This window comes from Rhizobium pantanalense (assembly GCF_030182525.1).
Classification (GTDB): domain Bacteria; phylum Pseudomonadota; class Alphaproteobacteria; order Rhizobiales; family Rhizobiaceae; genus Rhizobium.
Genome location: NZ_JAQJCH010000004.1, coordinates 50,555 through 65,173, shown reverse-complemented (window position 1 = coordinate 65,173; position 14,619 = coordinate 50,555). Strand labels below are relative to the sequence as shown.

General features: G+C 60.8%; 12 protein-coding genes. 4 read left to right on the top strand and 8 right to left on the bottom strand.

Annotated elements, in window-relative coordinates; all coding sequences use genetic code 11:
* Positions 1-4: 4 nt before the first annotated feature.
* The 4 genes from PH558_RS12055 to PH558_RS12040 all read right to left on the bottom strand — a co-directional run bounded on the left by PH558_RS12055 (position 5) and on the right by PH558_RS12040 (position 4,237).
* Positions 5-1,030, bottom strand: coding sequence for a Gfo/Idh/MocA family protein (locus PH558_RS12055; protein WP_285204542.1), 1,026 nt, complete (start codon positions 1,028-1,030; stop codon positions 5-7).
* A gap of 73 nt (positions 1,031-1,103) precedes the next feature.
* Complete coding sequence (locus PH558_RS12050; protein ID WP_483314147.1) at positions 1,104-1,988, bottom strand: carbohydrate ABC transporter permease; 885 nt, start codon at positions 1,986-1,988, stop codon at positions 1,104-1,106.
* Positions 1,981-2,892 carry a carbohydrate ABC transporter permease gene (locus PH558_RS12045; protein ID WP_095436072.1) on the bottom strand — a complete coding sequence of 304 codons (912 nt, stop codon included), beginning with the start codon at positions 2,890-2,892 and terminating at the stop codon, positions 1,981-1,983. The genes PH558_RS12050 and PH558_RS12045 overlap by 8 nt, the downstream gene beginning before the upstream one ends.
* Positions 2,893-2,953: 61 nt before the next feature.
* The gene (locus PH558_RS12040; RefSeq protein ID WP_095433116.1) at positions 2,954-4,237 is read right to left on the bottom strand and encodes an ABC transporter substrate-binding protein; all 1,284 of its coding nucleotides are present in this window, start codon (positions 4,235-4,237) and stop codon (positions 2,954-2,956) included.
* Between the two features lie 180 nt (positions 4,238-4,417).
* On the opposite strand from PH558_RS12040, the gene PH558_RS12035 reads away from it, so the two are divergent.
* The 3 genes from PH558_RS12035 (at position 4,418) to PH558_RS12025 (ending at position 8,285) form a co-directional block, all read left to right on the top strand.
* Positions 4,418-5,113, top strand: coding sequence for a TetR/AcrR family transcriptional regulator (locus PH558_RS12035; RefSeq protein ID WP_113407927.1), 696 nt, complete (start codon positions 4,418-4,420; stop codon positions 5,111-5,113).
* Between the two features lie 267 nt (positions 5,114-5,380).
* Positions 5,381-6,802, top strand: a complete 1,422-nt coding sequence (locus PH558_RS12030; RefSeq protein ID WP_285204539.1) for an enolase-like domain-containing protein — start codon at positions 5,381-5,383, stop codon at positions 6,800-6,802.
* A 220-nt stretch (positions 6,803-7,022) separates the two neighbouring features.
* On the top strand, positions 7,023-8,285 hold the full coding sequence (locus PH558_RS12025) for a Gfo/Idh/MocA family protein (protein ID WP_095433113.1): 1,263 nt from the start codon (positions 7,023-7,025) through the stop codon (positions 8,283-8,285).
* Positions 8,286-8,316: 31 nt separating this feature from the next.
* Here PH558_RS12025 and PH558_RS12020 read toward each other — a convergent pair whose 3' ends face one another.
* The 4 genes from PH558_RS12020 to PH558_RS12005 form a co-directional block, all read right to left on the bottom strand.
* Complete coding sequence (locus PH558_RS12020) at positions 8,317-8,904, bottom strand: transglycosylase SLT domain-containing protein (RefSeq protein WP_095436071.1); 588 nt, start codon at positions 8,902-8,904, stop codon at positions 8,317-8,319.
* A gap of 217 nt (positions 8,905-9,121) precedes the next feature.
* Positions 9,122-10,147, bottom strand: coding sequence for a hydroxyacid dehydrogenase (locus tag PH558_RS12015; RefSeq protein WP_095433112.1), 1,026 nt, complete (start codon positions 10,145-10,147; stop codon positions 9,122-9,124).
* Positions 10,144-12,000: a DUF2264 domain-containing protein gene (locus PH558_RS12010; RefSeq protein ID WP_285204525.1), complete on the bottom strand. Its 1,857-nt coding sequence runs from the start codon at positions 11,998-12,000 to the stop codon at positions 10,144-10,146. Before PH558_RS12010 ends, PH558_RS12015 begins: the two co-directional genes overlap by 4 nt.
* A gap of 41 nt (positions 12,001-12,041) precedes the next feature.
* Complete coding sequence (locus tag PH558_RS12005) at positions 12,042-13,064, bottom strand: LacI family DNA-binding transcriptional regulator (RefSeq protein ID WP_285204520.1); 1,023 nt, start codon at positions 13,062-13,064, stop codon at positions 12,042-12,044.
* Between the two features lie 151 nt (positions 13,065-13,215).
* Between PH558_RS12005 and PH558_RS12000 the strand changes: the two genes are divergently transcribed.
* The gene (locus PH558_RS12000) at positions 13,216-14,511 is read left to right on the top strand and encodes an ABC transporter substrate-binding protein (RefSeq protein WP_285204515.1); all 1,296 of its coding nucleotides are present in this window, start codon (positions 13,216-13,218) and stop codon (positions 14,509-14,511) included.
* Positions 14,512-14,619 lie beyond the last annotated feature (108 nt).

Sequence of the window (14,619 nt, the reverse complement as noted above, 5' to 3'; positions counted from 1 at the left end):
GCAACTACCTCTGAATGTTGTTGAGCGATGTTGCCTCGGCAAGGGCCTGCGCCTTCAGCGCCAGCTCCATGGCCTTGAAGCAATGTTCCTGGCCCATGGCCGTCTCGGTGCGATCTCTGATGTCGGCCACAAGCTGGCGGCCATAGGGCAGTTCCACTCCGCTGCAATCGATATGCTGCATGCCCTTGCGGTCGGTGAGGAAGAGATGATCGGTGCCGGGCCGGCCGGCGACGTCGATATATTTGCGCAGCTCGATCGTGCCTTCCGTGCCGACGATGAACAGACGGCCGTCGCCCCAGGTGGAAAGCCCGTCCGGCGTGAACCAGTCGACCCGAACATAACCCGTGACGTCGGGTGTCCTCACATGGAAATCGCCATAGTCCTGTAGGCCGGGCGTTTCCGGATTGGCACGATTGGATACCGTCGCCGACAGCACTTCGGCTTCGAGGGAGTCTGCAAAGAACAGAAACTGCTCGCATTGATGTGAGGCGATGTCGGCGATGATGCCGCCATAACGCTTGCGGTCGAAGAACCAGTCCGGCCGGGTCGGCTTGCGTAGCCGGTGCGGACCGAGGCCGGTCGTGTGAATGACCTTGCCGATGGCGCCGGCCTTGACCAGCTCACCGGCCTTGACCGTCGATGCCGTTTCGAAATGCTCGGAATAGAGGATGGAGACGATACGCTTGGTCTCGGCCTGCACCTTTTTGACTTCCGCGAGCTGATCCAGCGTCACCATGCCGGGCTTGTCGAGCATCACGTCCTTGCCGTGGCGCATGGCCTCGATAGCAAGGCCGGCGCGCTCGTTGGAAATCGCCGCGCTGACGATCAGCGCTATGGAGTTGTCCTCGAGGATTTCCCTTTTGTCGGCAACGCGTCGTGCCTGCGGGAAACGGTCGGCGAAGACGGCGGCGAGATCATCCTCTAACGCGTGGAAGGCGACGAGTTCGGCGCCGGCCCGCAGCATGACGTTGACCTGCCCGTAGATATGATCGTGATTGAGGCCGATGGCGGCGAAGCGCAGCGCGCTCATGCGACATTTCCTTTCGTGGGTTTGTTGGTTCGCAGCCCCAAATCTTGGGTATTTGGGGCTGCGAGGTTCATAATCAGCGTTTGAGGCCGGCGGTCGCGATGCCGTCGATCAGCAGCCTCTGGAAGAAGAGGAAGATCAGGAAGACCGGGATCAGTGACAGGCTCGACATGGCAAACAGGCTGCTCCAGTCGGAACTTCCGGTGGAATCCACGAAGGAGCGCAGGCCGAGCTGCACCGTGTAGGTATTGATGTCGGAGAGATAGATCAGCGGCCCGAAGAAATCGTCCCAGGTCCAGATGAAGGAGAAGATGGCGGCCGTCGCCAGAACGGGAAGCGACAGAGGCAGCATGATGCGCCAGTAGATGCGCCATGGGCTGCAGCCATCCATCATCGCGGCCTCGTCCAGCTCGCGCGGAATGCCGCGGAAGAACTGCACCATCAGGAAGATGAAGAAGGCGTCGACGGCCAGGAATTTCGGCACGACGAGCGGCAGCATGGTTTTTACCCAGCCAAGCTTCAGGAAGAGGATATATTGTGGGATCAGCGTGACGTGATAGGGCAGCATCAGCGTGCCCAGCATCAGGGCGAACCAGAAATTCTTGCCCCAGAAATTTAAGCGCGCGAAGGCGTAGGCCGCCAGCGAGCAGGAAATGACGTTACCGATGACCGATAGCACGGCGATGACGGCTGAATTCCAGACGAATTTGCCGAAGGTGACCTGGCCGCCGAACCAGCCGCGGGCATAGGAGCTGAAATCGAATTGCGAGGGGATCAGCGACGCCGTGCCGAAGATCTCGTTCTGGTCCTTGATCGAGCCTGAGAGCATCCATAGTAGCGGATAGAGCATCACGATCGACGCGGCGACGAGAGCGACGTGGATGAGGGCGGAGAGGAACCATGGACGCTCGCGCGGCGGCTTCATGTCCTCGGCAAAATGAGTGAGCTTCGCGTCAGTCATCGTAATGGACCCAATAACGAGCGGAGAGGAAGGAGAAGGCGGTGAAGATCGCGATGATGATCACCAGGATCCAGGCCAGCGCCGAGGCATAGCCCATGCGGAAATAGCCGAAGGCTTCCTGGTAGAGATAGAGCGTGTAGAACAGCGTCGAATCGATCGGCCCGCCGGTGCCGGATGAAATCACATAAGCCGGCGTGAAGGCCTTGAAGGCGTCAATCGTCTGGACCACCGCGTTGAAGAAAATGACCGGGGTCAGAAGCGGCAGGGTGATCTTGAAGAAGATCCGCGCCTTGGAAGCGCCGTCAAGGCTGGCGGCCTCATAGAGATCGGTGGGGATCTGGCGCAGGCCGGCGAGGAAGATGATCATCGGCGAACCGAACTGCCAGATGGCGAGAATGACGAGCGTATAGAGCGAATAATCGGGATTGGAGATCCAGCTCGGCCCGTTGATGCCGAAGGCGTACCAGAGCAGGGTGTTGACGATGCCGTCAGCATCGAAGATCTGCCGCCACAGCACCGCGATCGCGACGCTGGAGCCGAGCAACGAGGGCAGGTAGAAGATGGCACGGTAGACCGGCAGGCCCTTGATGCCGCGGTTGAGCAGCAGCGCTACCAGCAGCGCGAAGGCGAGCTTCAGCGGCACCGAACAGACGACATAGAACAGCGTCACCTTCATCGACGACAGGAACTTGTCGTCGGCCGTTGCGATCCGCACGTAGTTCTCCATGCCGACCAGGTTCGGCGACTGCAGCAGATTGTAATCGGTGAAGGAGAGATAGAGCGAGGCAATCGCAGGCCCGAGGGTCAGTCCGAAGAAGCCGATGAACCACGGCAGAAGGAAGAGATAGCCGGGTGCGTTGCGCGCGAATGCGCTCGGCGCCTTATAAGCGGTTTCCACGCGCAACGGCGCGCGCGCGCCGACGGCCAAGCCGCCGGCAACGCTCTTGCTGTTTGTACCCACGGTATCAGCCTCGCGTAATGTTTGCTGCTGCCTGTTCGGTGAACTTCGTTCCAGCGTCCTGTGCGCTGGTTTTGCCGAAGGCCACCTCCTCGGCGATCTTCTTCAACAGGAACGCATTCTCGCCGGCGCCGTTCGGCGGTGACGGTGGCAGCGCTCCGACATGCGGTGTCAGTCGGCCGATATAGTCGACCACTTGCTTGCTGACGGGGTCCAGACCCGGCGTCAGGAGATCGCGGATCTTTTTTGAAGGCGGAACGCCGCGCTCGACTCCGAGTGCCTTGGTGCCTTCCGGGTCTTCGACCAGGTAATTGACGAAGGCGACGGCGGCATCCTTGTTCGCGGACGTTGCCGAAACCGACATCAGCATGGACGGCTTTAGATACTGGCCGGGCTTGCTGTCGGCATTGGCCGGATAGGAGACGATATCAAGCTTCTCCTTGACCAAGCCCTGAATGGCAACGAACTGATTGGAATGGGCGTAGCTGACGGCCGCCTTCTTGGTCACGAGCATGTCGGTTTCGAGGGTCTGCTGGTCCAGCGCCTGGACGTCGGCTGGCGTGCAGGCACCAATCTCTCGCATATGGCCCCAGAAATCGAACCATTCGGTGGCATCCTTAGCCTCGAAGGCCAGTTTGCCGTCGGCCGTGTAGAGCGCCTTGCCGCGCTGGCGCAGCCAGCATTCGAAGGCCGGCTCACCGCCGCTTGCATCGGCCGTGCCATAGAAGCCCCGGCGTTTCTTGGCGGCTGTCACCTTGGCACAGGCATCGCCGAGCTGCTCCCAGGCCATGCCGTCATGCGGCGGCTCGACGCCGGCTTCGCTCCAGGCGGCCGAGTTGACGACGACCATTGAGGAATTCACGCCGAGGCTGACGCCGTAGATCTTGTTATCAACCTTGCCGGAATCGATGTTGGCCGGGCCGAAATCTTCGATTGCCAGGCTCTTGCCGAGGTAAGGCGTCATATCGAGCAGCGCGCCGCGACGGGCATATTCGAAGATGTAGCGGTAATCCATCTGGATAAGGTCGGGCGCGTTGCCGCCGCCGGTCTGGGTGGCCAAGCGCGTCCAATAGCTGTCCCAGCCGAAGGATTCGCCGGCGATGGTAATATCCGGGTTCTTGGCCTGATAGGCCTTTACGGCTGCAAATGTCCGGTCGCTGCGCTCCTTCGACCCCCACCAAAGAAGACGCATCGCGGTTGCCGCATTGGCGCGTGAAAGTCCCATACCGCTGAAGGCAAGCGTGGCTGCCATGCCGGCTAGCAACTGCCGGCGGTCGATCGTCAACGTCATCCTGGTCTCCTCCCCAGTGAACCGATGATTTACGAACTGCTTTGCATGATATAACTATTTGGTTACAAGTTGGATAGAAACGCGACCGCTGTCAAGCGCCAATCGTGCGGCGATCAAAACGATGCATGCCGGAACCGGCAGCATCCGTCGCTAATGCTACCGTTCGGAAGGAGATCGTCCATGGCGGTCAGGGCGAGACAAGAGACTGAAAATAAAGCGCAAGTGGATGCCGACAAGGTCGTGGGCAAGCGGTCGAGAAAAGCGTCGCGCAATCCGCAGCGCACCCATGCCACGATCCTAGACGCGGCGACGGAGGAATTTGCCGCGCATGGCTTCGGTGGCGCCAGGGTGGATGCGATCGCAGCGCGGGCACAAACGAACAAGCGGATGCTCTATCATTATTTCGGCGACAAGGAGGGGCTCTATCTCGCCGTGCTGGAGGCGACCTATGCGACGATCCGTAATGCCGAAAAACAGCTCGATCTCGCGCATCGCCATCCGGAAGAGGGGATACGGGAGCTGGCCTTGTTCACCTGGCGGCATTTTCTTGCGCATCCTGAGTTTCTGAGTCTGCTTGCCACCGAAAACCTGCATCATGCGCATTATCTGCAGCGCTCCGACAAAGTCTCGGCCATGCATTCGCATCTGATCGACGAACTTGCGGACGTGCTGCGCCGTGGGGAGGCACTTGGCATTTTCCGGCCGGCGGTCGATCCCATATCCGTCTATCTCACGATCGCGGCACTTGGCTTTTTCTATCTGTCGAACCGCCATACACTATCGACGATTTTCGCGCGGAAGCTAACGTCCCCGGATGCGCTGAATGAGTGGGGTGAGCATATCGTTGCCGTCACGCTCGCTTCTATCCGGGCGTAGTGCCGGGCAGCGCAGCGGTTTCGAGAAATTTTCAAAAGGGTGATTGACAAGGCTGGAGGTAACGCGCGATCTTGTAACCATATGGTTACATTGTTTGATTGATCAAGCATTTGCTTTTCCTGGTTCTGGAGGGAATTGGGGATGGAGGGGATAGCGTGAGCCTGTCGCTACAATGCGACGGAGCCGGAGATTTGAAGAACCGGTTCTGCAACGAACCGATCCCAAGCAAATAGACTTGCCTGACCATCACGGGAGCCGCCTAACATCATGACCGATCCATTGAAAATCAGGCTTGTCGAGGCCGAGGCATTCGAGCGCCCGGTCAAGCTGCGGCTGCCCTTCCGTTTCGGCGCAGCAACCTTGCGCGAGGCGCGGCAGATCTTTCTGCGGGTGCGCATCGTGGATACGCAAGGGCGCTCGGCCGAGGGGATGGCTGCCGAGCTGATGGTGCCGAAATGGTTCGACAAATCGCCCGAGCTTTCCAACGCCGACAATGAAAACCAGCTGCGACGGTCGCTGGCACTGGCGCTCGATGCGTTGCGAAGTGCCGGGTCAGAAACGGCTTTCGGCCTGCATGCCGCCGTCGAGGCCTCGCATCATGCGCAAGCGGCAGCCGAGAAGCTGAACGGGCTTGTCGCATCATTCGGCTTGGCACTTGCCAATCGGGCCATTCTCGATGCGCTCTGCCGGCTGGAGGGGCTGACCGTCGCGCAAGCGATCAAGGCGAACCGCCCTGGCATCGATGCTTCCACTACGCGCGATCTCGCGGGCTTCGATCTCTCAGGTTTCCTTGCAACCTTGCAGCCGGCCGCAAGCCTTGCCGCCCGCCATACCGTCGGTCTGGTGGACGCCATCGTGCCAGGCGATATTCCGCCAAGCGAGCGGCTGAATGACGGCCTGCCGGAAAGTTTCGAAGAGGCGATCGACGCCTACGGCCTGACCTTCTTCAAAGTCAAGGTTTCGGGTGCAGCCGAGGCTGATATTGATCGCCTCTGCCGCGTCGCTGCCGTTATCGATGCGAAGGTGTCCAATTACTCGGTGACGCTAGACGGCAACGAACAATTCTCATCCGCCGAGGCGGTCGCTGATCTGCTTTCCCGCGTGAAGGCGGAGCCGAGGCTGGCAAGATTTGCGGCATCGGTCCTGTTCGTCGAACAGCCGATCGCTCGCGCCCATGCTTTCGAGAAGCCGGTCAAGGTGCTTGCCTCCTTCAAGCCGGTGGAAATCGACGAATCCGATGCCGATATCGATGCCTTCGTTACGGCGAGGGGGCTGGGCTATACCGGTATATCCTCGAAATCCTGCAAGGGTTTCTATCGCTCGCTATTGAACCGGGCGCGCGTCGCCAAATGGAGCGCCGAGGATGGCATTTCCTATTTCATGTCGGCCGAGGATCTGACCACGCAGGGTGGCCTTGCCGTGCAGCAGGATCTGGCGCTCGCCTCCCTCATCGGCATGACGCATATCGAGCGCAACGGCCATCACTATGTCGACGGCATGGCCGGTGCGCCGGAGGCGGAGCAGGCCGCTTTCGCCGAGGCGCATTCAGATCTCTACCGTGTCAGCAATGGCCGCACACGATTGCGGATCGAGGCGGGGCAACTTGCGATCAGCTCCGTTATCGGTGCTGTCGGTCTCGGTTCGTCGGTCGCGCCGGATTGGACGGCGATGGAGAGGTCGCCGTACTAGCCTGCAGATGCTGCCGTGCTTGGCCCCTCACCCTAGCCCTCTCCTCGCAAGCGGGGAGAGGGGGACGACGGAGCGAAGCATTCTAGCTCGCCACCCTCAGCAGGCGTGGGCATGGCAGGGAAAGCCCCTCTCCCCGCGAGCGGGGTGAGGGGCACGCCGCCGAAATGAATTCAGGCCGCCGAGGCCTCATTATCGCTGTTTGCAGATTCTGGAGGAGCAGATGCAGTCATCGAAAAAACGCTACGCACTGGTCGGCACGGGAAATCGTGGCGTGACCATGTGGGGCAGGGATCTGGTCGAGCGCTGGAGCAGCGAGGTCGAGCTCGTGGCGGTCTGCGATCTCAACGCCATGCGGGCAAAGCGGGCGCTCGACTATATCGGCGCATCGGTGCCTATCTATACCGACTTCGACGAATTGCTGCGGACGGAAAAGCCGGATCTCGTCATCGTCTGCAGCCGCGATTCCACCCATGACGATCTGATTGTCAAGGCGATGGAGGCTGGCGCCGATGTCATCAGCGAGAAGCCGATGACGACGACGGTCGGCAAGATCAAGCGCATCCTCAATGCGGAGGCGCGTACCGGCAAACGGCTGGATATCTCCTTCAACTACCGCTTCGCGCCGACGGCGGCGAAGATCAAGGAGCTGATCAATTCCGGTGTCATCGGCGATGTCACCTCTGTCGACTTCCATTGGTATCTCGACACCAGCCATGGTGCCGATTACTTCCGCCGCTGGCATGCTTATGTCGAAAATTCCGGCAGCCTCTTCGTTCATAAGGCGACGCATCATTTCGACCTTCTGAACTGGTATCTGGATTCCGATCCGGAAACGGTCGCCGCCTTTGCCGATCTCAAGCATTATGGCCGCAAAGGCCCGTTCCGCGGCGAGCGCTGTCGCACCTGTCGTTTCAAGGACGAGTGCGACTATTATCTCGATATCAGCGCAACGCCGCTACTCGAAAGCCTCTATGAAGACCCCTCATCCGTCGACGGCTATGTGCGCGATGCCTGCGTATTCCGCGAGGATATCGATATTCCGGACACGATGGTGGCATCCATCCGCTATCGCAACGGCGTCAATGTCTCCTATTCCCTTAATACCTACATGCCGATCGAAGGGCATCACATCGCCTTCAACGGACACAAGGGCCGCATCGAGCTGCGCCAATACGAGAAGCAGAACTGGACGACACCGCCGGCAGACGAGATCGTCGTTATGAAGAATTTCGGCGATGTCGAGCGGATATGGGTACCGCATTCATCCGGTGGGCATTATGGCGGCGACGACCGGCTGCGCAATATGCTCTTGCGCTCCGGCCCGAATGACGAGCTCAAGCAGCGGGCCGGCTCGCGGGCTGGAGCGATGTCGGTTCTCTGCGGCATTGCCGCGCTGCAGAGCAGCCGCACGGGTCAGCAGGTATCGGTTGCCGATATCTGGGGCGAAGATGGCGGGTTGAACTTGCTGGAGCCGAGGCCTTAAAGCCGCGGTATTGAGTTTTCCCGTTTCGAGATCAGCTGCAGCTCGGCAGTTGCTGAGCGTAGATCCGCGTCATGCCGTTGAAGCGCTTGGCGCCGGCAAGGGCGGTTCCATTGCCGCGCCACGCTCCCTGCAGATAGCCTTTGGCGCCGGAATAATAGGCGAGATAGAGATCGTAGGAATCGTTCAGGGCAATGCCGGTCTGCAGGTGCGTCTGGTAGTGATACCAGCCGACGAAGTCGATGGCGTCGGCGAAATTGGTGCGGCTCGCCGTCCAGTTGCCGGTTTCGCGCTTGTACTTGTCCCACGTGCCGTCAAGCGCCTGTGAATAGCCGTAAGCCGTCGTCGGGCGCTTCCAGGGAATGAAGCCGAGCAAATAGCGCCGCGGCGGGCGGGCGCGCGGCCGGAAGCCGGATTCGGTATAGATCGTCGCCATCAGGATTGGCACGGGCACGCCGTATTTGCGTTCAGTGCGTTCGGCAGCCCGCTGCCAATTGTTGAACCAGCCGTCGCGCTGGTCGAAGATCGCGCAGATGTTGCGAGTATGGCGGGGTGCGGTGGCGCAGCCCGCCAGCACGCCGAGCAGCATTACGGCCAGAATGGAAAGGACGCGGCTACGCATTACTAGAACCTCTTCATTGCTGCGCCGTGCGTCTTCCGGAGGCACACGATACGCAGCAACAACCTGCCGGCGCATGGTCCTTTCCAAAAATTCGAAACCGAGCTTTTGACGGACACACGCTCATGAGATTGCTAGCGCGGAATGATTAAAAACGGGTTGTTTGTCTGTGCCGAAATGGGGCGATTTCAGGGTGTTTTCATGGATTTGCTGCGTCGCATCATGCCATCCGCGCCATATCCTCGCGACGGATTTCATAGAGGAGCGGCTTGCCTTCGATAAAGCGGATGGCTTCGTCGACCGCCATCTCACCGAGGCGAGTTCGCTCCAACCCGACGGCACCGGCAATATGCGGCGTCAGGAAGACGTTCGGCAGCTCGTAAAACGCCGAGGCGGCTTCTGGAATTTCCGGATCGGTGACGTCGATGATCGCGTCGATACGCCCGGTCTTTAGCACGCCGATCAGGGCCGCTTCATCGACCAGTGCGCCGCGTGCCGTATTGATGAACGTCGCCCCTTTTTTCATTAGCGAGAGGCGTCGGGCGTTAATCATGTGCCTTGTGGCAGGCAGCGAGGGTGCATGCAGGGAAACGATATCGGCCGATGCCATCAGCGCGTCCAGCTCGGCCTTTTCGACGCCGAGGCGTGTCGCTTCGGCCGCATCGATCATCGGGTCATAGAGCAGGATGCGGTAATTGAAGGGCGCCAGCAGCTCGATCACCCGCCGGCCGATCCGCGAGGCGCCGATGATGCCGATGGTGCGGCCGTAATTGCCGATGGCTTCGGCCTGCATCGGTACCGTCCGCTGGCGATTGCGGTCGGCAACGTAGAAGTCGCGAAAGCGAAAGACCTTCTTGCCGGCAAAGATGATGGCCGCAAGCGTAAATTCGGCGACCGGAAGCGCATTGGCCTGGGCGGCATGGCTGACCAGGATGCCGCGATCGAAGAGGCTGTCGCCGAGCAGGCCTTTCACCGTGCCGGCGGCGTGGACCACCAGCTTCAGATGCGGCGCCTTTGCGAGCGCAGCAGCATCGATCGTCGGAGCGCCCCAGCCGGTGATCAGGATTTCGGTTTCCGCGAGCAGCTTGGCCACACGCTCGTCGTCGAAGCTTTGCATCGGTGCGGCATCGAGCACTCGACCGATAGTATCGAGGCGCTGAATAAGTGCGTCTGGAAGAACATGCTGCGTGCGCGATGGTTGCATGGCAAATGCGATGGCCGGACGGCCGGAGAGGGATTGCGTCATGGCAGGCGACCCGGTGCCTTGATGGCGCTGACCGTGATGCCTTTGTCTTTGACGAGGGCGCGTAAGGCATCGATATCGGGTTTTGCGGGTGGCTTGTTCCAGGCGTGATTGACGGCGGACGGGTCTTTCTCCGCAAGCACGGCAGAGACGAGAATGGTTTCGCCGGCCGGAATGGTGCTCCGCAATTGCGGCACCAGCGTTTTGGAAACGATGAGGTTGGTGTTCGGCGGCGCCTTCTGCGCGACGCCTTCGCGTGGGATCGTCGAGCCTAGGTCGAGAATGCCGCTGAAATCTTCTTCGCCTATGGCAGAGGCGGCACCAGTGGCGGAGGAGAGCGTGTCGGCTTCGAAATCCCGCCGCGCGATGGCAAAGCCGCCTTCGGCCGTCTGCAGCGGCCGTGGCGTGGTGATCCTGTGCAGGCGGATGTGCCAGGGCGCGGCCGGCATCAGCCAGGTCTCTACTGTCACGTCCGGATAGGGGGACCATTTGGCGTAAAGCGTATCCCCGGCGAGCTTCGCCTCTTCATTGGTTTCGCGCACGCGATAGTGTAGGCCGTCGTCGCTGAAGGCGAGCATGCTGTCGAAGGCGCCGCCGGCAAAGATGCGCTCGTCGCTTTCGACGCTGAAGCCGTAGCGGACGGAATAGGCGAATTTCGAGTATTTCTCCGCGCCGAAGCGCATCTGCTGGTTTTCCTGGCCGGAGGAGAGTGCAACGACATCATCCTTGTTGCGCATCAGGACCATGCCGGGATGCTTTTGCGGGATGATAGCCGGCTCACTCTCCGTCAGCTTTTCTTCTGCAGCCCAGAACGGATGCGTTTCGGGAAGTGCCAGCGGCAGGAAGGCCTTGAAGGCCCAATAGGGTGAGCTGGCGGAATTGTAATTCTCCGACATCAGCAGGTTGGGATAGGCAAAGCCGATCGGCAGGGTGCCGTCGCGATGGGCTATCGGCTTGTCGGCCCACCAACGCAAATGGCGTAGGCACAGGCCCTTGATTTCGCCCCAAGGCAGCGCCTCGACATCGGCAAAGGCGAGCGCCGACCAGAAGCCGGCGCAGGCGAAGCGATAGGTCAGGCTGCGGCCGAAGGGTATCGTGGCGCCATCGGGCGCGAACCAGTGACGGAAATCCTTGGCGAAGAGGATGGCGCGCTCGCGGTAGCGCTCGGAGCGGTCATCATTGACGAGCTTGGAATAGATCAGCCCGTAAAAGTGCATGGCGAAGGGAATGTAATGATCAATGCGGCGGACATTGCCGTCGCGATACCAGCCGTCAGCGATATAGAAGCCGTCCAGCTCGTTCAGATAGGTTTCCGTCAGGCTGCGGTCGAAGGTGGCGCCGAGTCGGTCGAGAGCGATATCCACGAAGATACGGAAGAATTTCCAATTATTGTCGGCGTAGTCGAAGGCGCGGGCGTGCTTGAGATAGGCGATCAGATTGTCGCGGGCGCGCCGATCGAGCGGTTCCCAGATCTTTTCGGGCACGAGCGCCAGCGCAAAGCCGAGGGCGGCGAGCTCGACCATGCGCTGATCGCGGCCATTGACCGTGCCCCAATATTCCGGATGCTTCGGGTCGACGCCGTTGGCGAGCCCTGCGGCGTAACGATCCCAATGGCGGAAGTCGCCGCCGCCGGCGCCGAGCGGCGCCAAGCCCCAGAGGGGGCGGGCGAAACCCTCGAGATCGGCGGCTGCGCGGTCGAAATGAGCGCCTGCGCCATCGATGCGGACGCGGGCATTGCCCTCGGAAAAATAAGGCAACAGCGGATCGAACAGGTCAGTCAGCGCGCGGCGCATGTCCGGGAGAGTCTTCAGCGGGTTGCCGGCAAGCGGATTGGAGCTGGCGGGGTCATAGATCATCGGTTCGGCCTTCTCGATCGTTTCCGCGGTGGGATTGAGCTTCAGGTTTCGGGTGGCAGCGTGCCGCCGGCGATCGGCGGAACGCCGTGGCAGATGTGGCGGGCCGGCGCATCGCGATCGCGGAAGCGTGCGATCATCAGGCCGATGGCTTCCCGGCCAAGGGCAGCGCGGTCGACGCGCATGGTTGCCAGCCGCGGATTGGTCATCAGGGCACAAGGAAGATCGTCGAAGCCGACGATGGCGAAATCCTCCGGCACCCGCAGGCAGGCTTCAATGACGGCGTCGAGCACGCCGACGGCGATGAAATCGTTCATGCAGAAGGCGGCGGTATAGCCTTCGCCTGCGGCAAGGATCTCGGCGGTCTTGTCGTGGGCCTCCTGGCTGGAGCTGCCGCTGAAATTCATCGGCACGATGCGGCCTTCAGCACTTTCCACCGAAGCGATCGCCGCCTCGAAGCCGCGGATGCGCTCGCGGATCGTTTGGCGATGCGAGCCGGTCAGATGCAGGATGCGGCGATGGCCGGCATCGAGCAGGCGCCTGGTGGCATTGTAGGCGCCGAAGAAATTCGAGGGCGAAACGCCGTCGAAGCGCAGCTTCGGGTCTGTGCCGTTGACAAGCACGGTCGGCGTACCGCTGGTCTCAAGCCACCGGCAGAGCTCTTCCGAGGGGTCAATGCCGACGAGAAAGAGGCCCTCGGCACCGGCGCTCTGCAGATATTCTTTCACCAGTTCCGGTTCCGTCCTTGCCTCGCGGATGAGGCGGATGTCGAAGCGCATGCCGCGCTCGGCAGCGCCTGCGCGCAGGCCCTCCAGAATACCCTCATAGAAGACGCTCAAGCCGCCGGTGACGCTGTCGCTGGCGATCAATGCCAGGCCGCCGGCCGCCGTCTCGGCTGAGGTCTTCAGCGGATAGCCGAGATCGCTTGCCACCTTGAAGATGTGTTGGCGGATCGTCTCGCTGATGCCGGGTTCATTGGTGAGGACCCGCGACACCGTCGAGACGGAGACGCCGGCGGCGGTGGCAATGTCTGCCTGCCTGATGCGTTTGGAGCGAATATCGTTCATATCGCAAACGCTATGCAAAATTATGCAAATTTGCAATAGAAAGATTTTTTATTGCACTATGCAATGAAGTTGCATATCGTCGTGCTGACTTGTCCGTAGAAGGCGTCGGGGAGATCGCTGCGGATGACAACGCAAGAGAAGGAGGAATCTCATGCGCATGAATCGTCGTTCTTTCATGATCGGAGCTGCCGGAACCGCAGCTGGCCTTGCCTTCGGGGGAAGCGCAATGCCCGCCTTTGCCGATACGACGCAGCTCCGGGCCATGTGGTGGGGCTCGCCCGATCGCGGCAAGCGCACCGTCGCGGTGGCCGAGCTGTTTCACAGCAAGAATCCCGATCTGTCCGTCATCGGTGAGAGCATCAGCGGTGACGGCTACTGGGCGAAGCTTGCCACGGGCATGGCCAGCCAGAACATCGCCGATGTCTTCCAGCTCGAGCCGAGCACGATCTCCGACTATTCCAAGCGCGGCGCCTGCATGCCGCTCGACCAGTTCGTGCCCTCGACGCTGAATGTCGACAGCTTCGGCAAGGACGTGCTGAAGCTGACCACGGTCGACAACAAGCTTTACGGCGTCGGTCTCGGGCTGAATTCCTTCGCGATGTTCTATGACGAGGACATGTTCAAGAAGACCGGCCTGACGCCTCCCGGTCCGACGACGACATGGGCCGAATATGCCGATCTCGCCGTGGAAATGACCAAGGCTGCCGGCAAGCGTGGCTATTGGGGCGGCCCTTATGGCGCGCGCTACAATTATGTGCTTGATGTCTGGCTGCGCCAGCGCGGCAAGAGCCTCTTTACGGAAGAAGGCGGGCTCGGCTTCGGTGTCGACGATGCCAAGGAATGGTACAGCTACTGGGAAGAGCTGCGCAAACGCGGTGGTACGGTCTCCGCCGATGTGCAGACGCTCGACCAGAACGTTATCGAAAGCAATTGTCTGGCGCTCGGCAAATCGGCCATCGGCATGGCCTATTCCAACCAGCTCGTCGGCTATCAGCTTGTCGTCAAGAGCAAGCTCGCCGTCACCATGCTGCCGCGTGAGAAGAAGGATGGCCCCTCTGGCCATTATTATCGCCCGGCGCTGATCTGGAGCGTGGGTGCCACCAGCAAGAATGGCGAAGCGGCAGCCAAGTTCATCAATTTCTTCGTCAACGATGTCGAAGCCGGCAAGATCCTCGGCGTCGAACGCGGCGTGCCGATGTCGCCCGCCGTACGCGCCGCCATCCTGCCGACGCTCAATCCGGTGGAGCAGCAGACGGTGCACTATATCGAGCTGTTGAAGGATCAGGTCGGCACTTATCCCGTGCCGGCGCCACTCGGCTCCCAGGAATTCGACGCGAACGTCGCCCGCCCTGTCGCCGACCAGCTCGCCTTCGGCAAGATCACGGTCGCCGAGGCAGCGCAGCGGCTGGTGGAGGAAGGTGCGGCGAAGTTGAAGCGGAAGGGGTGATTGATAGTTGGCTATGTGGATGACGGTCAGGCTAATTCGGTTTTGCCTTGATTTTGTGCCTGGCCCCTCACCCCAACCCTCTCCCCGCAAGCGGGGCGAGGGGGTATC

Excerpts from the sequence above, each read along its gene's own strand:
- PH558_RS12035 (WP_113407927.1), top strand. The coding sequence starts at position 4,418 with ATGGCGGTCAGGGCGAGACAAGAGACTGAAAATAAAGCGCAAGTGGAT.
- PH558_RS12020 (WP_095436071.1), bottom strand. The coding sequence starts at position 8,904 with ATGCGTAGCCGCGTCCTTTCCATTCTGGCCGTAATGCTGCTCGGCGTG.
- PH558_RS12010 (WP_285204525.1), bottom strand. The coding sequence starts at position 12,000 with ATGATCTATGACCCCGCCAGCTCCAATCCGCTTGCCGGCAACCCGCTG.
- PH558_RS12015 (WP_095433112.1), bottom strand. The coding sequence starts at position 10,147 with ATGACGCAATCCCTCTCCGGCCGTCCGGCCATCGCATTTGCCATGCAA.
- PH558_RS12000 (WP_285204515.1), top strand. The coding sequence starts at position 13,216 with ATGCGCATGAATCGTCGTTCTTTCATGATCGGAGCTGCCGGAACCGCA.
- PH558_RS12040 (WP_095433116.1), bottom strand. The coding sequence starts at position 4,237 with ATGACGTTGACGATCGACCGCCGGCAGTTGCTAGCCGGCATGGCAGCC.
- PH558_RS12055 (WP_285204542.1), bottom strand. The coding sequence starts at position 1,030 with ATGAGCGCGCTGCGCTTCGCCGCCATCGGCCTCAATCACGATCATATC.
- PH558_RS12030 (WP_285204539.1), top strand. The coding sequence starts at position 5,381 with ATGACCGATCCATTGAAAATCAGGCTTGTCGAGGCCGAGGCATTCGAG.
- PH558_RS12050 (WP_483314147.1), bottom strand. The coding sequence starts at position 1,988 with ATGACTGACGCGAAGCTCACTCATTTTGCCGAGGACATGAAGCCGCCG.
- PH558_RS12005 (WP_285204520.1), bottom strand. The coding sequence starts at position 13,064 with ATGAACGATATTCGCTCCAAACGCATCAGGCAGGCAGACATTGCCACC.
- PH558_RS12025 (WP_095433113.1), top strand. The coding sequence starts at position 7,023 with ATGCAGTCATCGAAAAAACGCTACGCACTGGTCGGCACGGGAAATCGT.